General features: G+C 71.2%; 16 protein-coding genes. 1 reads left to right on the top strand and 15 read right to left on the bottom strand.

All coding sequences use genetic code 11. From position 1 onward, the window contains the following. Positions 1–55: 55 nt before the first annotated feature. From pgi to uvrC, 12 genes are all read right to left on the bottom strand, one after another. Positions 56–1,708 (bottom strand): glucose-6-phosphate isomerase, encoded by a 1,653-nt coding sequence (pgi, locus tag AB0G32_RS10245; RefSeq protein ID WP_361160978.1) that lies wholly within the window; start codon positions 1,706–1,708, stop codon positions 56–58. A gap of 79 nt (positions 1,709–1,787) precedes the next feature. Then, positions 1,788–3,032, bottom strand: a complete 1,245-nt coding sequence (locus AB0G32_RS10240; protein ID WP_361160975.1) for an MFS transporter — start codon at positions 3,030–3,032, stop codon at positions 1,788–1,790. A gap of 135 nt (positions 3,033–3,167) precedes the next feature. Continuing rightward, positions 3,168–3,503 carry an RNA polymerase-binding protein RbpA gene (locus AB0G32_RS10235; protein WP_003957010.1) on the bottom strand — a complete coding sequence of 112 codons (336 nt, stop codon included), beginning with the start codon at positions 3,501–3,503 and terminating at the stop codon, positions 3,168–3,170. A 231-nt stretch (positions 3,504–3,734) separates the two neighbouring features. Then, positions 3,735–3,965: a preprotein translocase subunit SecG gene (secG, locus tag AB0G32_RS10230; protein ID WP_361161149.1), complete on the bottom strand. Its 231-nt coding sequence runs from the start codon at positions 3,963–3,965 to the stop codon at positions 3,735–3,737. A 113-nt stretch (positions 3,966–4,078) separates the two neighbouring features. Next, positions 4,079–4,855 carry a triose-phosphate isomerase gene (gene tpiA / locus AB0G32_RS10225; protein ID WP_361160972.1) on the bottom strand — a complete coding sequence of 259 codons (777 nt, stop codon included), beginning with the start codon at positions 4,853–4,855 and terminating at the stop codon, positions 4,079–4,081. Between the two features lie 6 nt (positions 4,856–4,861). Beyond that, on the bottom strand, positions 4,862–6,073 hold the full coding sequence (locus tag AB0G32_RS10220) for a phosphoglycerate kinase (protein ID WP_361160969.1): 1,212 nt from the start codon (positions 6,071–6,073) through the stop codon (positions 4,862–4,864). Between the two features lie 130 nt (positions 6,074–6,203). Next, positions 6,204–7,214, bottom strand: coding sequence for a type I glyceraldehyde-3-phosphate dehydrogenase (gene gap, locus AB0G32_RS10215; RefSeq protein WP_361160966.1), 1,011 nt, complete (start codon positions 7,212–7,214; stop codon positions 6,204–6,206). Positions 7,215–7,440: 226 nt separating this feature from the next. Further along, positions 7,441–10,428: a M14 family zinc carboxypeptidase gene (locus tag AB0G32_RS10210; RefSeq protein WP_361160963.1), complete on the bottom strand. Its 2,988-nt coding sequence runs from the start codon at positions 10,426–10,428 to the stop codon at positions 7,441–7,443. Between the two features lie 509 nt (positions 10,429–10,937). Next, positions 10,938–11,927, bottom strand: coding sequence for a DNA-binding protein WhiA (whiA, locus tag AB0G32_RS10205; RefSeq protein WP_215172793.1), 990 nt, complete (start codon positions 11,925–11,927; stop codon positions 10,938–10,940). After that, a complete protein-coding gene (gene yvcK, locus AB0G32_RS10200) occupies positions 11,918–13,003 on the bottom strand; it encodes a uridine diphosphate-N-acetylglucosamine-binding protein YvcK (RefSeq protein ID WP_361160960.1) in 1,086 nt (361 codons plus the stop codon). Before yvcK ends, whiA begins: the two co-directional genes overlap by 10 nt. Next, positions 13,000–14,145 (bottom strand): RNase adapter RapZ, encoded by a 1,146-nt coding sequence (rapZ, locus tag AB0G32_RS10195; protein WP_361160957.1) that lies wholly within the window; start codon positions 14,143–14,145, stop codon positions 13,000–13,002. The genes yvcK and rapZ overlap by 4 nt, the downstream gene beginning before the upstream one ends. Then, on the bottom strand, positions 14,142–16,253 hold the full coding sequence (gene uvrC, locus AB0G32_RS10190) for an excinuclease ABC subunit UvrC (RefSeq protein ID WP_361160956.1): 2,112 nt from the start codon (positions 16,251–16,253) through the stop codon (positions 14,142–14,144). The genes rapZ and uvrC overlap by 4 nt, the downstream gene beginning before the upstream one ends. A gap of 281 nt (positions 16,254–16,534) precedes the next feature. On the opposite strand from uvrC, the gene AB0G32_RS10185 reads away from it, so the two are divergent. Continuing rightward, a complete protein-coding gene (locus AB0G32_RS10185) occupies positions 16,535–17,461 on the top strand; it encodes a hypothetical protein (protein ID WP_361160954.1) in 927 nt (308 codons plus the stop codon). 142 nt (positions 17,462–17,603) lie between these two features. On the opposite strand, the gene AB0G32_RS10180 is transcribed toward AB0G32_RS10185, so the two are convergent. From AB0G32_RS10180 to AB0G32_RS10170, 3 genes are all read right to left on the bottom strand, one after another. After that, positions 17,604–18,434, bottom strand: coding sequence for a hypothetical protein (locus tag AB0G32_RS10180; protein WP_361160952.1), 831 nt, complete (start codon positions 18,432–18,434; stop codon positions 17,604–17,606). Positions 18,435–18,443: 9 nt separating this feature from the next. Continuing rightward, positions 18,444–20,126 (bottom strand): IS1634 family transposase, encoded by a 1,683-nt coding sequence (locus AB0G32_RS10175; protein WP_361160950.1) that lies wholly within the window; start codon positions 20,124–20,126, stop codon positions 18,444–18,446. A 152-nt stretch (positions 20,127–20,278) separates the two neighbouring features. Continuing rightward, the gene (locus AB0G32_RS10170) at positions 20,279–20,794 is read right to left on the bottom strand and encodes a DinB family protein (protein ID WP_361160948.1); all 516 of its coding nucleotides are present in this window, start codon (positions 20,792–20,794) and stop codon (positions 20,279–20,281) included. Positions 20,795–20,808: the final 14 nt, after the last annotated feature.

Below are 20,808 nucleotides of genomic sequence, written 5' to 3'. Positions count from 1 at the left end.
GTCGCCCCCGGGCGTGCGGGGGTCCGTCGTTTCCCGCGTCGTTTCCCGCGTCCGCTCACTGCCTGCCGCGCAGCTCCCGGTAGGCGTCGACCAGCGCCTTGGTGGAGGCGTCCAGACCGGGTACGTCGGCGCCCTCGGTCAGCGCCGGCTCCACCCGCTTGGCGAGGACCTTGCCGAGTTCGACACCCCATTGGTCGAAGGAGTCGATGTTCCACACCGCGCCCTGCACGAACACCTTGTGCTCGTAGAGGGCGACGAGCTGGCCGAGGACCGATGGCGTCAGCTCGCGGGCGAGGATGGTGGTGGTGGGGTGGTTGCCCTGGAACGTCTTGTGCGGGACCAGTTCCTCGGGCACCCCCTCCGCCCGTACCTCGTCCGGGGTCTTGCCGAAGGCGAGGGCCTGGGTCTGGGCGAAGAAGTTGGCCATCAGCAGGTCGTGCTGGGCCTTGAGCCGGTCGTCGAGCTCGGCGACCGGGCGGGCGAAGCCGATGAAGTCCGCCGGGATCAGCTTGGTGCCCTGGTGGATCAGCTGGTAGTAGGCGTGCTGCCCGTTGGTGCCGGGCGTGCCCCACACCACCGGACCCGTCTGCCAGTCGACCTCGCGCCCGTCCCGCGCGACGGACTTGCCGTTGGACTCCATGTCCAGCTGCTGGAGGTAGGCGGTGAACCTGGACAGGTAGTGGCTGTAGGGCAGCACCGCGTGCGACTGGGCGTCGTGGAAGTTGCCGTACCAGATGCCCAGCAGGCCCAGCAGCAGCGGCACGTTGGACTCGGCGGGTGCGGTGCGGAAGTGCTCGTCGACGATGCGGAAGCCGTCGAGCAGCTCCCGGAACCGGTCCGGGCCGATGGCGATCATCAGGGACAGGCCGATCGCCGAGTCGAAGGAGTAGCGGCCGCCGACCCAGTCCCAGAACTCGAACATGTTGGCCGTGTCGATGCCGAAGTCCGCGACCTTCCCGGCGTTGGTCGACAGGGCGACGAAGTGCTTCGCGACCGCGGCGTCGTCCTTGAGCGCGGCAAGCAGCCAGGACCGGGCCGAGGTGGCGTTGGTGATCGTCTCGATCGTGGTGAACGTCTTGGACGCGATGACGAACAGCGTTTCCGCCGGGTCCAGGTCGCGGGTCGCCTCGTGCAGGTCGGCGCCGTCCACGTTCGAGACGAAGCGGACCGTCAGGTCCCGGTCGGTGAAGGCGCGCAGCACCTCGTAGGCCATCGCGGGGCCGAGGTCGGAGCCGCCGATGCCGATGTTGACGACATTGCGGATGCGCCGGCCGGTGTGGCCGGTCCACGCGCCGGACCGCACCCGGTCCGCGAAGCCGGCCATCTTGTCCAGCACGGCGTGCACCTGGGGCACGACGTCCTCGCCGTCGACCTCGACCGCCGCGTCGGCGGGGGCGCGCAGCGCGGTGTGCAGCACCGCCCGGTCCTCGGTGACGTTGATCTTCTCGCCGCGGAACATCGCGTCCCGCAGTCCGAAGACGTCGGTGGCGGCGGCCAGCTCGCGCAGCAGCCGCAGCGTCTCGTCGGTGATCAGGTGCTTGGAGTAGTCGACGTACAGGTCGCCCACCCGCAGGGTGTACCCGGTGCCGCGGTCCGGGTCCACGTCGAACAGCTCGCGCAGGTGTGTCCCGCCCAGCTCCTCGCGGTGCTTGGCCAGCGCGGTCCATTCGGGTGTCTGGTTGAGCCTGGTACGGCCGTCTGCGTTCATTTCGGAGTTCCGCCTTCTTTTTTCTGCCTGTCCCTGCCGCGCGACCCTGCCGCGTGCCTTGCCCCGCTGCCGGTCCAACCTAATTGATCTGGGGTTGACCTGACTCGTCGTCGGCATGGCACCCGGGTATCAGCGCGGCGACGGACAGGGCGAAGCAGGCGGCGGCGAACAGCGCCGGGGTGTGCGCGCCCCAGGCGGCGGTGACGGCCCCGCCCAGCAGGGCGCCCAGCGGCGCGCCGGCCACCCCGAGGGTGCGGAAGGCGGAGCCGACCCGGCCCAGCATGCCGGCCGGGCTGCGTCGCTGCATCAGGGTGTGCGAACTGACGTTCCACACCATGCCCATGAAGCCGAACACCGCGAGCGCCACCGCCAGTACCGGCAGGCTGCGCACCGAACCCATCACGACCAGCGCCCCGAGCTGCACGGTGCCGGCGACGAGCACCCCGCGCGCGTACCCGGTACGGGCGGTGAGGCGGCGGTGGGCCGCTCCCCCGGCCAGTGAGCCGACGGTGTACGCGGTGATCACCGCCGCGTACCCGGCCGGGCCCGCGTCGAGCCGGTCGGTGACCAGGAGGACGAGGGTGGCGATCAGGGCGCCCATGCCGACGTTGCACAGGGCGGTGGCGGCGCACAGTCCGCGCAGCAGCCGGTCCCGGGCCAGGGCGCGCAGCCCCTCGGCGATCTCCCGGCGCAGGGTGCCGCCCGACGCCGCGGGAGCCCGCTCGGGGGCGGCCGGCCGCAGCGAGGCCACCAGCGCGGCGGCGGCCAGGAAGGTGGCGGCGTCGACCGCGAAGGGCGCGGCGATCCCCGCGGTGAGCAGCAGGGCGGCGACCGGCCCGCCCAGCAGTCCGCCGGCGGCCCGCTGCCCGGTCAGCAGCCGGGCGTTGGCGCTGCCCAGGGCGTCGGGGCGGACCAGGGTGGGCAGCAGGGCCGTGGCCGCGTTGTCGAAGAGGGTCTGGAGCGTGGTAAGGAGGAAGGCCAGGGCGATGAGCAGGGCGATGGAGCCGTGGCCGAGACCCACGGCCGCCGCGAACCCCGCGACCGCCAGTCCGCGTACCGCGTCGACCGCCCACATGGCGCGCCGCTGGTCCACCCGGTCGGCGACCGCGCCGCCGAGCAGTCCGAAGACCAGCCAGGGCAGATAGCCGCAGGCGGTGACCGAGGCGATGAGCAGCGGGTCGCCGGTGAGCGACACGGCCAGCAGGGGCAGCGCGGCGGTACGCAGCGCGTCGCCGAAGGAGGAGAGCACCGCGGCGCTCCACAGCCGCCCGAACCCGCCGCGCCACGCGGGCGCGCACTCGCCCACCGCCTCGACCGTCGCCATGCCCGTCCCCCCACGGTTCGTCATCGATTTCGTCGATGCACAAACCGTAGACGGCACCACTGACAATGGGGTGACGCACGGGTCCGCGGAACGCACCGGCCGGGCACCTCGTGGGTGCCCGGCCGGTGTCAACTCCTAGATCTCGCCGCGCAGTTTGGCGAGCGCCTCGGCGAGGATCGCCTCGCCGTCGGCGTCGCTGCGGCGTTCGCGCACGTACGCCAGGTGGGTCTTGTAGGGCTCGGTGCGCGGTGGGTCGGGCGGGTTGTCCCGGTCCTGTCCGGCGGGGAAGCCACAGCGGGGGCAGTCCCACGTGTCGGGCACCTGCGCGTCGCTGGCGAAGCTCGGCTGTGTCTCGTGCCCGTTGGAGCACCAGAAGGAGATGCGCAGACGCGGCGCGGACTCGCCACGCTCGGCCTCGCCCATCGGCCCCGCTCCGACCCGGCTTCCCCGGATCGCGTTGCCACTTGCCACGGTCGTAACTCCCTGCGTGATGGTGCCGCAAAGCGAGTCGGCGTTTCGCTTCGCTGCGAGCGCCTCAGTCTACGTAAGGCCCAACGCGCGTCCAGTGATTGGAGTTACCGGCCCCACAACAAGACGCAAGCCCCATGATAGGGCGCGCTCAGGAACGCGTACCGAAGCATGGGGCTTTACGTCGAAAACTGTGAACTGTGAACCGCGCGGTGCGGACCGGGGTCGTGCGGGTCAGCTGTTCGTCTTCATCAGCAGAGCCAGCACGATGATGCACGCGAACCAGAGCAGACCGACCACCACGGTGATCCGGTCGAGGTTGCGCTCGGCGACCGAGGAGCCGCCGACGGACGACTGCATGCCGCCACCGAACATGTCGGAGAGGCCGCCGCCCTTCCCCTTGTGCATCAGCACCAGCAGCATCAGCAGCAGGCTGAAGACGATCAGGGCGATCGAGAACCCCATAACCACGGCTGGACCAACTTCCTCGGATTCTGATGGACGACGGGGTCCAGCGAATACCGCTGGACCCCGCCAGAGTACGACGTAACGCCGTTACCGCATACTCGCCGGTGGATCTACTGGTCGCGGAAGCGGACGATCTTGACGAACTCGTCGGCGTCCAGTGAGGCCCCGCCGACCAGGGCGCCGTCGATGTCGGCCTGCGCCATGATCTCGGCGACGTTGCCCGACTTGACCGAGCCGCCGTACTGGATGCGGACCTGCTCGGCCAGCTCCGCGGAGTACAGCTCGGTGAGCTTGCCGCGGATCGCCGCGCAGACCTCCTGGGCGTCCTCGGCGCCGCAGACCTTGCCGGTGCCGATGGCCCACACCGGCTCGTAGGCGATCACGACGGTCTCGGCCTGCTCGGCGGGCAGGTCCTTCAGACCGCCCTCGACCTGGGCGAGGGTGTGGGCGACGTGGTTGCCCGCCTCGCGGACGTCCAGCTCCTCGCCGACGCACAGGATCGGGGTCAGACCGTGCTTGTAGGCGGCCTTGACCTTGGCGTTCACCTGCTCGTCGGTCTCGGCGTGGTACTGCCGCCGCTCGCTGTGGCCGATCGCCACGTACGTGCACTTCAGCTTGGCCAGCATCGGACCGGAGATCTCGCCGGTGTAGGCACCGCCGTCGTGCGCGGAGATGTCCTGGGCGCCGTACTTGATCTTCAGCTTGTCCCCGTCGACCAGGGTCTGCACCGAGCGCAGGTCGGTGAAGGGCGGCAGGACGGCGACCTCGACGGCCTCGTAGTCCTTGTCCGCGAGGGCGAAGGCGAGCTTCTGGACGTGGGCGATGGCCTCCAGGTGGTTGAGGTTCATCTTCCAGTTGCCCGCCATCAGCGGCGTGCGAGTGGTCATGCGGGGTCAGTCCTCCAGTGCGGCGAGACCGGGGAGCGTCTTGCCCTCGAGGTATTCGAGGGAGGCGCCGCCGCCGGTCGAGATGTGGCCGAATGCCGTTTCGTCGAAGCCCAGGGTGCGGACGGCCGCGGCGGAGTCGCCACCGCCGACCACGGAGAAGCCCGGGGACTCGACGAGGGCCTGGGCGACCGCCTTGGTGCCCTCGGCGTAGTCGGGGTGCTCGAAGACGCCCATGGGGCCGTTCCAGAAGACGGTGGCGGCGTCGGCGAGCTTCGAGGCGTACAGCTTGCGGGTCTCGGGGCCGATGTCCAGGCCCTCCTGGTCGGCGGGGATCGCGTCCGCCGCGACGGTGGAGGGGTGGGCCGGGGCCTTGGTCTTGAGGTCCGGGAACTCGGTCGCCACCAGCACGTCGACGGGGAGCACCAGCTCCACGCCGCTCTGCTCCGCGCGCTCGATGTACTCCTTGACGACCGGGATCTGGTCCTCCTGAAGGAGGGAGATGCCCACCTCGTATCCCTTGGCCTTGAGGAAGGTGTACGCCATGCCGCCGCCGATGAGCAGCCGGTCGGCCTTGCCGAGCAGCTGGTCGATGACGGCGAGCTTGTCGGAGACCTTGGCGCCGCCGAGCGCGACGACGTAGGGGCGCTGGACGTCGTCGGTGAGCTTCCTGAGGACGCCGACCTCGGTGGCGATGAGGTAGCCGGCGTAGTGCGGGAGCCGCTTCGGCAGGTCGAAGACGGAGGCGTGCTTGCGGTGCACGGCGCCGAAGCCGTCGCCCACGTAGACGTCCGCGAGGCCGGCCAGCTGGTCGGCGAAGGCGGCGCGCTCGGCGTCGTCCTTGCTGGTCTCGCCGGCGTTGAAGCGCAGGTTCTCGATGACGGCCACCTGGCCGTCGGCGAGGTCGGTGACGACGGACTCGGCGGCGGTGCCGACCGTGTCCTCGGCGAAGGCGACGTCCGTGCCGAGCAGCTCGCCGAGGCGGGCGGCGGCGGGGGCGAGGGAGAAGACCGGGTCCGGGGCGCCCTTGGGGCGTCCCAGGTGCGAGGCGACGATCACCCGCGCGCCCGCCTCGGCCAGGGCCTTGACGGTGGGCAGCACGGCGCGGATGCGGCCGTCGTCGGTGATGGTGGTGCCGTCCAGCGGGACGTTCAGGTCGGCGCGGACGAAGACGCGCTTGCCCGCGACGCCTTCGGAGAGCAGTTCGTCGATCGTCTTCATGCAGCAACTCCTGGGCTGGTGATCGCTCGTGATCCTACGAGGGCGGGTCGTACCGGACGCGCGTCAGGGCCCGGACGGCGCGCACACCGTCCGAGCCCTGCCGGCGCATCGAGAATGCCTGCTCAGTCGATCAGAGCTGGTTGCCGACGAAGACCGTGAGGTCGACGAGGCGGTTCGAGTAGCCCCACTCGTTGTCGTACCAGCCGAGGATCTTCACCGTGCTGCCCTCCTGGACCATGGTCAGGGAGGCGTCGAAGGTGCAGGACGACGGGTCGCTGACGATGTCCGAGGAGACGATCTCGTCCTCGGTGTAGGTCAGGTAGCCCTTGAGGTCGCCGTCGTCGGCGGCCTTCTTGAACGCGGCGTTGACCTCGTCCTTGGTGACCTCGCGCTGCAGGGTGACGACCAGGTCGGTGGCCGAGCCGGTCGGGACCGGGACGCGCATCGCGATGCCGTCCAGCTTGCCCTTGAGCTGCGGGAGCACCAGCGCGGTGGCCTTGGCGGCACCGGTGGTGGTCGGGATGATGTTCTCGGCGGCGGCCCGGGCGCGGCGCAGGTCCTTGTGCGGGAAGTCCAGGATGCGCTGGTCGTTCGTGTACGCGTGCACCGTCGTCATCAGGCCCTTGACGATGCCGAAGTTCTCGTCGAGGACCTTGGCCATCGGCGCCACACAGTTGGTGGTGCAGGAGGCGTTGGAGATGACGTGGTGGTTGGCCGCGTCGTACTTGTCCTGGTTGACGCCCATCACGATGGTGATGTCCTCGTCCTTGGCCGGAGCCGAGATGAGGACCTTCTTGGCGCCGCCGGCGATGTGCTTCTCGGCGTCGGCCTTCTTGGTGAAGATGCCGGTCGACTCGATGACGATGTCGACGCCCAGCTCACCCCACGGGATGTCGGCGGGGTTGCGCTCGGCGAGCACCTTGATCGTCTTGCCGTCGACCGTGATGGTGTCGGCGGTGTGCGTCACCTCGGCCTTCAGGCGCCCGAGGATGGTGTCGTACTTCAGCAGGTGGGCGGTGGTCGCGGTGTCACCCAGGTCGTTGACAGCCACGATCTCGATGTCTGCACCCTGCTCCAGCAGCGCGCGGAAGTAGTTACGACCGATGCGGCCAAAGCCGTTGATGCCTACGCGGATCGTCACGAACCGATCTCCTCGTTGGTACGTCGGCGGCTCGACGCCGACGAGCTGTATGGGATGTCCCCGACCGCCTCCGACCCTACCTCTCCAAGGGCCCGGGGGTGACATCGAGAGGGCCTTGGACGGCATGGCGTTCCGTACCCGTCGGTACGGGTACGGAACGCCATGTGAGCGGTGTGTCGATCACCTGTTTAGGCGTCGGCGGCGCACTCCGCCGGCGCCGGTCGGGTCACTCGTCCAGGGCACTCAGTGCCTTGCCGAGCAGGGCCGTCCGGTCGGCCGCCGCGGTCAGGTGTTCCAGGCCGAAGCCCAGCAGCACGGTGTCGTCCGTGGTGACCGCGCCATAGGTCTGGAACAGGGTTCCGGTACGGGTCCAGTCGCGCAGCACGGCCGGGCTGCCCGGCGGCGGTCCGGCCGCCTGCCAGGCACCCAGCGACGTCTCGAAGCCCTCGGTCCCGGTCGCGGTGCCGCCGACGACGACGGACGCCTCGTCGGCCAGGACGCCGCGGCCGCCGGTGCCGGGGTCGGTGACGTAACTGATCGACACCTCGACGGCCCGGCCGGCGTAGGCGCTCAGGTCGAAGGAGACCTGCTGCCAGCCTCCGGAGGAGCCGGTGAGGCTGTTCCAGGAGCCGCTGCTGCCGGTCGCGGCGCAGCCGTCGTCGGACGGCGTCAGGTAGTGCTCCAGCCAGGGGTGCTCGTTGATGTAGTAGCCGGCCGCGCACTCCGCCGGTACCGCGGTGCCACTGGCGCCGCCGGCCTCCGGGAGCGTCGTCCAGTCGTCGCCGCCCGCGGTGCGGGCCTCGACGATCACGTTGTCGTAGCCCTCCTCGGTGTCCCACAGCAGTCGGGTACGGAGCGCGGGGGCCTGCGCGGCGGTGGTGCCGGTGAGGTCGACGGTGCGGGTGAGGCGCTTGTAGGCGTCGTCGGTGTGCACGGCGGCGGCCATCCAGTCGCCCGCGTAGGGCCCGTACGGGTTGACCGTCCCGGCGAACTGTCCGGCGCCCGCGCTCGCGAACTGCGGGTAGCTCTCGACGGGCAGTTCGTCCGAGGTCACGCTGTAGGTGCCGGCCCGGTCCAGCGGGTTGCCGGGCGCGGCGCCGAGCGGTCCGCCGGTGCCGTCCAGCGCGCCGGAGCCGGTGAAGCCGGTGGCTCCCGAGGTGGCGGTGCGGGTGTAGGCGCCCAGGTAGTACTGGCTGAAGTCGTCCGACGGGTTGCCGCCGCCGAGGTCGACGCTGCCGCCGGCCTGTTCGCCTGCCTCCACCAGTTTGCCGCCCTCGTTGAGGTAGGCGCGCAGCTGGAGCTGGGTGGCGTTGCCGGGGGCGCCGGCGCCGGTGTAGTGGACGACGGTCCCGAAGTGGGAGAGGACGCCGAGCGCGTCGGGCGCGCCCTGGGCGGCGACGTCCCATACGGCGGCCCGGCGGCCGTTGGCCCTGAGCGCGTCCACGTAGGTCCGCGTCTGGGTGGCCGTGGCGCCCTCCTCGGCGACGACCAGGACGTCGGCGCGGGCCCGTTCGGCGACCGTGTAGGTGAAGTGCGCACTGGCGACCGGCTTGCCCTGCCGGCTCCGGCCGGTGAACCACACCTCGACCTGGTCGCCCGGCGCGCCGTCCTCGACCTCGGCGCGGTACTCGTCGAAGTAGAGGTTGTCCTCGCCGCCGTAGGTCTCGCCGCCCCGCCAGGGCCGCAGCGCCGCGTCGTGCGTGCGGCCGCCGTTGACGCGGTACTTCAGTTCCTTGTCGCGCACCGACTTGCGGGCGACGACCGCGACCTCCTGGTCGGCGCCGCGCGCGTAGGACGTGGTGAACGCCTTGGGAGTGAAGTCCGCGGCGTCCAGGCCGACCGACGAGGACGGCCGGTCGGGGTGGGGTGCGGTCTCGGCGACGGAGAGCGCGAACGGGACGTTCTTCTCGAACTCCTGCTGGATCAGCGTCTCGTCGTCGGGGAAGTTGAAGACCGACTGGCAGTCGCCCGCGTTCCACTCGTCGTCGGGGTCGGCGTTCGACGCGGTCTGACAGGTCGACATCTCGGGGGTGAACATCGCCATGCCGTTGACGTTGGCGGCGTGTCCGTCGGCCTCGCCGTTGGTGGTGTACAGCTCCGAGGAGACCTGCGGCCGGTAGCCGGGGATCGCGGAGTTGTCGGGCGTACCGGCGAGGGACCGGTACAGGACGTCGTCGGGCGTGTCGGTGGCCACCTGCCAGCCGACGCCGTAGAGCAGGAGTTCGGCGGCGGAGTGGTAGTTGATGCCGTACGTGAAGCCGATCCGCTTCTCGAAGGCGTCCAGGGCCTTGGTCTCGGGCTCGGAGTTCGGGCCGGCGCCGCGGTAGGTCTGGCTGGTGGGGTTGGGGGACGAGCCTTCGTCGTCGTAGCCCCATTTGTAGGCGAAGTTGCGGTTGAGGTCGACGCCGTCGCCGGTGCTGATGGCGCCGTCCCCGTTGACGTCGCGCAGGTTCTTGCGCCACAGGCGGTTGTCGGTGTTCTCGAAGGTGTAGTCGTAGCCGTCGGGGTTGGCCGACAGCAGGAACCACAGTTCGGTGGAGTCGACGATCTTCTTGATGCGCCGGTCGGACTGGTAGTTGTCCAGGTAGTGGTGCATCAGCCGCCGGGTCATCTCCGGGGTGATCCACTCGCGCGCGTGCTGGTTCGACGCGTACAGGACGGACGGCTTGGAGCCGTCCTTGGTCTGCTTCGCGCCCTTGGTGAGCTTCAGCGCGAGGATGTCCTGGCCCTTGACGGTCTTGCCGATGGAGACGACCTTGGTGAGGCCGGGATGCTCCTGGGCGGTCCGGAGGATCTCCTCCTTCAGCCCGCCGCTGCCGCTGTACGGGCGGAAGACCCCGTCGGCGGCGGCCTCGACGCGCTGTTCGGCGCGGGCGGAGAGGGTGTGTTCGGTGAGGTCGACGCCCTGCTCCTCCAGTTCCTCGGCCTGCCCGCCGGTGAGGTAGACCTCGACGGAGGCCGTGCCCTTGGCGGGCACCTGCTCGCCGAGTTCATGGGCGTCCTGGCCGGCGGCCAGCAGCAGGGGTACCTGCTGCTGGGTGACCTCGGCGCGGAAGACCTTCACTTCCTGCGGGTCCGGGGCGGCGGCCGCGGGCTGCGCCTGGGCCACGGGGGCGAAGCCCGCCGCGCCGAGCAGGAGTGCGCCGAGGGTGCCGGCAGCGAGGATCGGTCTCGCTCTGCGTCGTCCGTGCTGTCCGTGTCGTCCCTGTCTCATGAACCCCCCTCGCGGTGGTTCGCCACAGTGGCGAACAGGTTGCCAGGCTCATGACACTCCATGATCGAGTCAAGAGCGCGGTCACGACACGCGGAGGGCGGTGCCGGCCACCCAAGTGGCGGCCGGCACCGGCTTGTTGAGGTCTTGCGGGCTGGGGGTTGGGGGCCGGCGGGGGGCGGTGCGCCCGGCCGGGGCGGGGGTGGGCGGGGCACCGGCGACGGGGGCTCGGGGGGCTGGCGACGGAGGCTCAGGGGGCTGGCGACGGGGGGCGGGGACGAGTTGGTGACCGGCGGTCGTGCTGTGGTGTCGGCCGTCAGCTGTCCGTGGCCGGCTGTCGTTGCGCAGCCGTCGACCGTCGGCGCGCAACCGTCGACCGTCGGTACGCAGCCGTCAGCTGTCCGCGGCCGGCCGTCGGCGCGCAACCGTCGACCGTCGGCACGCAACCGTCAGCTGCCCGTGGCCGGCCGTCGTGGCCGGCCTCCGCGCCGGCCTGTCGAGGAACCGTCGGGTCAGCCCGCGAGGTTGTCCGCCAGGTCCTCGGAGAGGTTGGCCTCCGTGCCCGGGATGCCGAGGTCGGCGGCCCGCTTGTCGGCCATCGCGAGCAGCCGGCGGATCCGCCCGGCGACCGCGTCCTTGGTCAGCGGCGGGTCGGCGAGCGCGCCGAGCTCCTCCAGGGACGCCTGCTTGTGCTCCATCCGCAGCCGGCCGGCGGCGGCGAGGTGCTCGGGGACGTCGTCGGCGAGGATCTCCAGCGCGCGCTGGACCCGGGCCCCGGCCGCGACGGCCGCGCGGGCGGAGCGGCGCAGGTTGGCGTCGTCGAAGTTGGCCAGCCGATTGGCGGTGGCCCGGACCTCCCGCCGCATCCGGCGTTCCTCCCAGGCCAGCACCGAGTCGTGCGCGCCGAGCCGGGTGAGCAGGGCGCCGATCGCGTCGCCGTCGCGGACGACGACCCGGTCCACGCCGCGCACCTCGCGGGCCTTGGCGGCGATCGACAGCCGGCGGGCGGCGCCGACCAGGGCGAGTGCGGCCTCGGGGCCGGGGCAGGTCACTTCCAAGGAGGAGGAGCGGCCGGGCTCGGTGAGCGAGCCGTGCGCCAGGAACGCCCCGCGCCAGGCGGCCTCCGCGTCGCAGGTGGCCCCCGAGACCACCTGCGGGGGCAGCCCGCGGATGGGGCGGCCCCGGCCGTCCACCAGACCGGTCTGCCGGGCCAGCTGGTCACCGCCGGCGACCACCCGGACCACGTAGCGCGAGCCGCGGCGCAGTCCGCCCGGGGCCATCACGATCAGTTCCGAGCTGTGGCCGAAGATCTCCAGGATGTCCCGCTTGAGCCGCCGGGCCGCCGCCGAGGTGTCCAGCTCCGCCTCGATCACGATGCGCCCGCTCACCAGGTGAAGGCCGCCGGCGAACCGCAGAATGGCGGAGACCTCTGCCTTTCTGCAGCAGGTCCGGGTGACGGGAAGCCGCGCAATCTCGTCCTTCACCGCTGCCGTCATCGCCATGGGCCGATCCTTCCATGCATCCGAAAAATACGGTCGTACGCGGCGGCCAGCAGCTCCGGGTCGTGCCTCGGGGTCCCGTCGGTCCGGGCGACCGGAGCCAGCTCGACCGCGGCGCCGAACCGTTTCGCGGCTTCGGTGAGCGAGTCACGGTCGGGCACGGCGGCCTCGTCGGCCAGCACCACGTCCAGGGCGAGTTTAGGGGCGTGTCGTCCCAAAACCTCCAAATGACGCTGCGGTGAGAAGCCCTCGGTTTCTCCGGGCTGCGGGGCGAGGTTCAACGAGAGCACCCGGCGGGCCTTGGTCTCGGTGAGCGCGTCCAGCAGATCGGGCACCAGCAGGTGCGGGATGACCGAGGAGAACCAGGACCCGGGACCGAGCACCACCCAGTCGGCGTCGAGGACCGCGTCGACCGCCTCGGGCACGGCGGGCGGGTCGGCCGGCACCAGGTGCACCGACTGCACCTCGCCCGGCGTGAGCGCCACGGTCGCCTGCCCGCGGACCGTGTCCACGTCCTCGGGCCGCTCCGGGTCATGGCCCTTGACCAGGGCCTGGAGCTCCAGCGGCACGGCGGACATGGGCAGCACCCGGCCGTGCGCGCCGAGCAGCTTGCCGACCAGGTCCAGGGCCATGACGTGGTCGCCGAGCTGCTCCCACAGGGCGACGATCAGCAGGTTGCCGACCGCGTGTTCGTGCAGCTCGCCCTTGGACTGGAAGCGGTGCTGGATGACCCGGGCCCAGGTCTGGCCCCAGTCGTCGTCGCCGCACAGCGCGGCCAGCGCCTTGCGCAGGTCACCGGGCGGCAGCACACCCAGTTCGTCGCGCAGCCGGCCGCTGGAGCCGCCGTCGTCGGCGACCGTGACCACGGCCGTGAGGGCGCCGGTGATCCGGCGCAGCGCGGCGAGCGAGGCGGACAGGCCCATGCCGCCGCCCAGGGCGACGACCTTGGGCTGGGCGCCCCGGCGGCGCGGCTTGCCGCCCCGGGCCTCGGCGGGGCGGCGAGCCTCGGCCGAGCGGCCCTCGGGCATCGCCCGGCCCAGTCTGCCGAGCCGGCTCAGCCGCGGAGTACGTGCTGTCATTCCCGTCCCATGTCCCGGTGCACGACCACCGTCTCCACGCCCTCGGCCACGAGCCGGGCGGCGAGCTTCTCCGACATGGCGACGGAGCGGTGCTTGCCGCCGGTGCAGCCGACGGCGATGGTCACGTAGCGCTTGCCCTCCCGGCGGTAGCCAGCGGCGACCAGTTGGAGGAGTTCGGCGTAGCGGTCCAGGAACTCCTTGGCTCCCGGCTGGTTGAGCACGTACGACGACACCTCTTCGTTGAGGCCGGTGAACGGGCGCAGCTCCGGGACCCAGTGCGGGTTGGGCAGGAACCGCATGTCCGCCACCAGGTCGGCGTCGACCGGCAGGCCGTACTTGAAGCCGAACGACATGACGGTGGCCCGCAGCTCGGGCTCCTCCTCGCCGGCGAACTGGGCGTCCATCTTGGCGCGCAGCTCGTGCACGTTGAGGCTGGAGGTGTCGATCACCAGGTCGGCGTCGCCGCGCAGCTCGCGCAGCAGTTCGCGCTCGGCTGCGATGCCGTCGACGATGCGGCCGTCGCCCTGGAGGGGGTGCGGGCGGCGCACCGACTCGAAGCGGCGCACCAGGGCCTCGTCGGAGGACTCCAGGAAGACGATGCGCCGGGTGACGCCGCGGGCGTCGAGGTCGGCCAGTGATTCGCGCAGGTTGTCGAAGAAGCGGCGGCCGCGCACGTCGACGACGACCGCGATCCGGGCCACGTTGCCCTGTGAGCGGGCGCCCAGTTCGACCATGGTGGGGATCAGCGCGGGCGGCAGGTTGTCGACGACGAACCAGCCGAGGTCCTCCAGACACTTGGCGGCCGTCGAGCGGCCGGCCCCGGACATGCCGGAGATGATCACCAGCTCGGGGATGGCCCCGGCCGGCTCGCTGCCCGTACTCACCTGTGCTCCGTCTTCCTGGGGCGCCTCGCGCCCGTCCTGCTCGTCGTGCCCGTCCCGCTCGTCCTGATCGCCTTGCCCGTCGTGCTCCTGCCGCCGGCCGCGCGCCTGCCGCCCGTCGTACTCGTCGCGCCCGTCGTACTCGTCGCGCTCGCTCTGCTCGTCGTACTCGCTGGGCTCGGGGTGATCTTCGCTCGTCTTCTTGTGTGCCGCCTGGCTTCCGGCTGGGTCTTTCGCCTGACGTGGATCGCGCTCGCTCATGTCTCCTGCCCCCGTCGTTCGTCCGGGAGGCCCGCGGTCACGGGCTCCCCCGGGGCATCCGCCCTCGTCTCGGACGCCCCGGCCGTCTCGTCTGCGTCGTCTTCCATGATCTCTCCGGTCGCCGTGTTCACGGCGGGTCCGGCCGGGACCGCGCCGGCCAGTGCCGCCGTGACGGTCTCGGCCGTCTTGCGGCCTATGCCGGGCACCTCGCAGATCTGGTCGACGGTCGCGGACCGCAGCCTCTTCAGCGAACCGAAGTGCTTGACCAGGGCCTGTTTGCGGGTCTCGCCGAGTCCCGGCACGTCGTCCAGGGGGCTGGCACGGAAACGCTTGGCGCGCTTGGTGCGCTGGTAGGTGATCGCGAAGCGGTGGGCCTCGTCCCGGACCCGCTGGAGCAGGTAGAGGCCCTCGCTGGTGCGGGGCAGGACCACTGGGTCGTCGTCGCCGGGCAGCCAGACCTCCTCCAGCCGCTTGGCGAGGCCGCACACCGCGATGTCGTCGATGCCCAGCTCGTCGAGGGCCCGCTGGGCCGCGGCGACCTGGGGCTGGCCACCGTCGACGACGACGAGCTGCGGCGGGTAGGCGAAGCGCTTGGGGCGGCCGTCCTCGTCCTTGAGGTCCGCACCGGACGGGACCGCCTCCCCCGCCGGCGCGGCCCCGGCACCGGCCGGCTCCTCGGCCGATTCCTCCGCCCACTCGCCGGTCTTCTCCTTCTCCGCGAGATAGCGCCGGAAGCGGCGGGTGATCACCTCGTGCATGGAACGGACGTCGTCCTGTCCCCGGAAGCCCTTGATCTGGAAGCGCCGGTACTCGCTCTTGCGGGCGAGGCCGTCCTCGAAGACGACCATGGAGGCTACGACGTCGTCGCCCTGGAGGTGCGAGATGTCGTAGCACTCGATGCGCAGCGGGGCGCTGTCCAGGCCGAGGGCGTCGGCGATCTCCTCCAGGGCGCGCGAGCGGGTGGTCAGGTCGGAGGCACGCTTGGTCTTGTGCAGGACCAGCGACTGCTGGGCGTTGCGCTGGACCGTCTCCATCAGGGCTTTCTTGTCACCGCGCTGCGGAATCCGCAGCGACACCGCTGAGCCGCGCCGCTCGGTGAGCCACTGCTGGACCGGGTCCACCGGGTCGGGCAGGGCCGGGACCAGGACCTCCTTGGGGACGGCGTCGCCCCGCTCCTCGCCGTAGAGCTGCTGGAGGGCGTGCTCGACGAGGGCGGCGGTGGTGACGTCCTCGACCTTGTCGGTCACCCAGCCGCGCTGGCCGCGGACCCGGCCGCCGCGCACGTGGAAGATCTGGACGGCCGCTTCCAGCTCGTCCTCGGCGACGGCGATCAGGTCGGCGTCGGTCGCGTCGGCGAGCACGACCGCGTTCTTCTCCATGGCCTTCTTCAGGGCGCCGATGTCGTCGCGCAGGCGGGCCGCCCGCTCGTACTCCATGTCCTCGGCCGCCTCGGCCATCCGCTTCTCCAGGCGCCGCAGGTAGGTGCCCGTGCGCCCGGCCATGAAGTCGCAGAACTCGTCGGCGAGCTCCCGGTGGTCCGCGGCGGAGATCCGCTCCACACAGGGCGCCGAGCACTTGCCGATGTAGCCGAGCAGGCAGGGGCGGCCGGTGCGGGCGGCGTTCTTGAACACGCCGGCCGAGCAGGTGCGGACCGGGAAGACGCGCAGCAGGAGGTCGACCGTGTCGCGGATCGCCCAGGCGTGCCCGTACGGGCCGAAGTAGCGCACGCCCTTCTTCTTGTGGCCGCGCATCACCTGGACGCGCGGGAACTCCTCGTTCATCGTCACCGCGAGGTAGGGGTAGCTCTTGTCGTCGCGGTACTTGACGTTGAACCGGGGGTCGTACTCCTTGATCCAGGAGTACTCCAGCTGGAGCGCCTCGACCTCCGTGGACACCACCGTCCACTCCACGGACGCTGCCGTGGTGACCATGGAGCGGGTGCGGGGGTGCAGGTTCGCCAGGTCCTGGAAGTAGTTGGCCAGGCGCTGGCGCAGGCTTTTCGCCTTTCCGACGTAGATCACCCTGCGGTGCTCGTCACGGAACCTGTACACCCCGGGCGAGTCCGGGATCTGTCCCGGACTGGGGCGGTAGCTGGAGGGGTCGGCCATGACTCACACCCTACTGGCGGGGACCGACAGACCGGCGGGCCTGTGGACGACGTGCCGGAACGCCCGCCGGTGCCCCGCCGGTCCCCGGCCGGGAACGGGTGGCCGTCCGGTCGGAAGTGTTGTCGGGGCCTGGTCAACACGCTTCAATGCGGGGGAACTCGGGGGCCCTGGGGCGCGGCACAGGCAGATGCGGGGCCCCGCGCCGTGCCGGGGGCGGCCCCGGCCGATGCGCGCCGGGCGGCCCGAGCGGCCGTGGCGCACCGTCACAGAGAGGCTTCTGCATGCCGCACGCCACCCAGCACGCGGGAACCGCCGTCGCGGAGCTCGACTCCGCCTTGCGCGGCGGCCCCTTCCACCTCGCGCTGCGGACCGCGATCGCCGCCCGGGGACTGCCGCTCCAGCGGGTGCAGCACCACTTGTCGCGGTACGGGGTGAAGGTCGGCGTCACGAGTCTGAGCTACTGGCAGCAGGGCGCGCGGCGCCCGCAGCGCCCGGAGTCGCTGCGGGCCGTGCGGGCCCTGGAGGAGATCCTCCAGCTGCCGACGGAGTCGCTGATCAGGCTGCTCACGGAGAGCGACGGGCACGCGGCGGCGCGGCGCGCCGAGGCGCGGGCCTCCGGGGTGCTGGACCGGCTGCTGGCCGAGCTGGACCAGCCGCCGGACGGCGGGCTGGACACCCTCGGCCACCACGAACAGGTACGGATCGGTCCCCGCCGTGAGCTGTCCGGACGCGAGGAGCACCACATAGTCCGCGCCCGCCGGGACGGCGTCGACCGCTTCGTCGCGGTCCACCAGGGGGACCCGGGGTGCGCGCCGGAGCGGATGAGCGTCCACGCGCTGGAGAACTGCCGCGCGGGGCGCGTGCGCCGGCACCACGACAAGGGTGTGCTGGTGGCGGAGCTGCTCTTCGACACCCGGCTGCGGACCGGCGACACTTTTCTCTTCCGGTACGCCGTCCAGGACGGCACGGCGGAGTCGTCCCACGAGTACGTACGGTTGTTCGATACCGCGGGTGGGCAGTACGCGCTCCAGGTGGGGTTCGACCCGGCCGCCCTGCCGGCCCACTGCCACCGTTTCACCCGGCCGTCACCGACGGGCCCGCGCGGCGGACGGTACGACCTGCCCCTCAGCGACCGGCACCACTCGGTGCACCTGGTGGAACCCCGGGTGCGGCCGGGTGTGGTGGGGATCGGGTGGGACTGGGCGTGAGAGACGGCGAACGGTACGGCGCCGGCCCCCACTGGTCGCTGGTCGCCTAGTCCCATACTTCGCAGGTCGTTGATTCGGATGATCTGGCCGCCACCCCACAGCAGAGAGTCCGGAGGGCATCTCCTGCGGGCTCGGCAGAGGATCAGATGACCAGCGCCATCACCCCCACCACCGCGGACGCGACACCGGCCAGCAGCACAGAGCCCATGAGCAGAATGAGTACCGCACCGAACACGAGCCATCCCGTCGTACGGTGACCGACCATGGCGGTATCGGGGTTCACGGGGTCGTACGTGATCTCGGCCCGCTCGGCACCTCCGTCCGAGCTCTTGCACTCACGCCGTACGCCGTGACTGTCGACGTACGCGTAGTAGTACTGCTTGCCACCCTCGTGCCAGTGGGTCCCCTGTAGTTCTCCCTCGACGGTGATCCCCCGGGTCCGCAGCACCCAGGGCTCCCGGAACACCTGCCACCCGGCTTGCACACCCCCTACCCCGCCGCCGATCACGAGGGGGGCCACCGCCCAGAGGACCAGCGGGACCACCCCGGAAAAAGCGCCCTTCACCAGCAGCAGGACGAGCACCAGCACATACCCGCCCCCGAGGCCCCACCAGAGCAGAAAGACCCGGTTCGGTGCCGCCCGCTCCAGCGGCTTCTCGCTCACCAGCTCCACCCCGTTTGGCCGCGGCTCGTTGGCGTCCCGTGTGGGCAGTGCACGGCGGACGGCCTGCGCGAACTCGTGCACGGCGGGGGCACTGCGGCACCTTAGGTGGTACGCCACGGGCTCGTCGCCCGTCAGTACGACGGTCAGCTGTCGGTCCTTGGCGCCGTGAACGTCGACTCGTTCTATCGCCGTCACCGGTATCCGGCGCCGCACGCCGTCCGTCTCCAGCAGCACCGCCCCGTCCCGCAGCCGGGCGGAGGCACGGCGTCTGCCGTGCAGCACCAGCGAGGACGTCTCTGTCGAGGTCATGCCGGCACATTAGGCGAGCGCGGGACCGGAGGGGACGCTTCGGCCGTGTGACGAGGCGGGGGCGTCTGGCCCGCTGTTTCGAAGGCCGACGATTAAAGTCCGTGGGCGGTGAGTTCGGGTGACGTCGATGCCGAGGAGTTCAAGGAGGTGGAGCTGGACGCCCCGGGTGATCTGCACCATCGGCGGGTCGGTGATGGTGCCGATGCGCAAGGTGAGTTCGCCGAGGTGGTAAAGGACCATCCGGCCGGTGGGGCGGACGCGGCGGTTGTCCGGGTAGAGGCCGGCCATGGTCTGCTGAGGGCCGAGAGCCCGTCTTACCTGGCGCTCGATCAAGCAGAACACGAGCAAGGCCAGGCAGATCACCTGGATCAGGGCTGCGACGCGGTGGTTGTGCTGGACGAACACCGGGGTGACGGCGAGCGGGCCCTTGAAGTCGTGGTAGCGCCGTTCGACCGTGCCCTGGCCGTTGTAGTGGATCAGGACCTGCGTGGGGCCGACCGTGGTGCGGGGGATGCCGGCCAGCAGCGCGTACCAGCCGTCGACCGCGGCCTCGGTCTCCAGCGCCTCCTGGTCGAAGTGCCAGTGCAGGCGAGGGCCGTCGGCCTCGTCCTCGGTGATGTGCCAGCGCAGGCAGGAGACCACGCGGCGCCTGGCGGCGATCACCCCGACCCGGGCGGCAATCTTCTCGCCAGTCTTGTAGTGCCGCCCGCCCGCGGCAGCGACGAGCTTGTCCAGCTCCGCGCTGGCCTTGGCCAGCCGGTTGGCTCGGGCCGCCTGCTGGCCCTTGGAATGGGCCGTGGAATGCACCAGGATTCGCCGCACCCTCAGCACCGGGTCGCGCTTGCGTGGCCCGGTCAGGGTGTGGACGTCCTCCAGCACCCGGTAGACCTCCCGCTGGTCGGCCGACTTGCCGACGTCCCGGCCGGGCACCCAGTCCACGACCTGGGCCCGGGCGAGATCGAGCGCGGCGTAGACCTCGTCCTGGACCTGCGCGGCCGGGACCGGCGCGATGAACTTCACCCCGGCGTCCAGCAACGCGGCGACGTTCCGGTAGGACACCAGCTTGGAGTCCGCGACCATCAAGAACTTCTGCTCACCTGCCAGCTGGGACAGATCCCGCATCGCCCTGACGACCTGACTGACCTCGGCCGCGCCGCCACCGAAGACACGGGCATGGATGGGGATGCCGCCGTCGGCCGACACCGCAAGCCCGGCCTGGACCTTCTTCAGGTCGAATCGCCGGTCCTTGGGATGCCCGTAGCCGATGAGCGGGTACTGCTCGTCCTGGTCCTGCTCGGGGTAGGCGCCGTGGACGGACATGCTGGTCATGTCCCAGTGCAGCCGCGCGGTGTCGATACCGAACTCGGCGACCGCCCGTGCGCCGACCGTACCCGCGATCTTCTCCAGGTGCGGAGCGATCGCGTCCAGAGCCCGGGCCAGACGGTCGTCGTTGAGCAGACCCGCCTCGATTCCGAAGACCTCCTCCACCGCCCAGGTGCGCGCCCAGTCACCGACCCGCACCAGCGGCGCGGGCGAGGTCAGCCGGTTCGCCACCATCGCCTCGATCACCTGCCCATGCGTCAGGCGCGCACTCGCACCGCCCGGGCAGATCCCGTCGACGATCCCCGCCACATCCAGCCGGCGCAGAAACTCGGCAGCGACAGGCAGAGCGCCCAGACGCTTCTCCACCACGGACGTCACCGCGCACTCGAAGCGCTGGCGCTGGGGCCGTGGCCGCGGGGACCGGGAAGTCATCGACATGCCCGGACCAACGCCACACCACCAGTCCCGGACACCACCAGGACAACCAGATCATCCGAATCAACGACCTGCGAAGTGCGGGCCTAGTCGCCGACCCGTCCGTCGAGCAGCTCACGCACGATGTCGATGTGCCCGTTGTGGCGGGACGTCTCCTCGATGAGGTGGAGCAGGATCCAGCGGAGGTCCACGTGCCGGCCGTCCCTGATCGGCCGCCGCGCGGTCGCGTCCAGGTCGTGTTCGGCCAGCAGGCCGCGGTAGCGGACGCTCTGCTCCTCGTACTCCGCGAGCAGCCGGGGCAACGGGATGTCGACCGCGGTCCGCATCTCGGGATCGGGGTCGTCGTCGGTCGCCTCCGCGAGCGGGCCCGCGAGCTCCTCCCCCAGGAAGACCGACTCGACCCAGTAGTGCTCGACCCACCGCAGATGGCTGATCAGTCCGCACAGGGTCATCAGCGGCGACCCGGGCAGCGGGGCCCTGCGGGCGTCCTGCGCGGACACGCCCTCGCACTTGGCGCGTGCCGTGTCACGGGCGTAGTCCAGGAAGGTGACCAGTTGGGTGCGCTCGTCCCAGGCGGGAGGCGTATCGGTTCGTCGTGTCATCGCGCGAAGCCTGC

Origin of the sequence: Streptomyces sp. NPDC023723 (assembly GCF_040639815.1) — a bacterium.
Taxonomy (GTDB): domain Bacteria; phylum Actinomycetota; class Actinomycetes; order Streptomycetales; family Streptomycetaceae; genus Streptomyces.
Note: the sequence above shows the minus strand (reverse complement) of the source record. Positions and strands in the feature narration are given on the sequence as shown.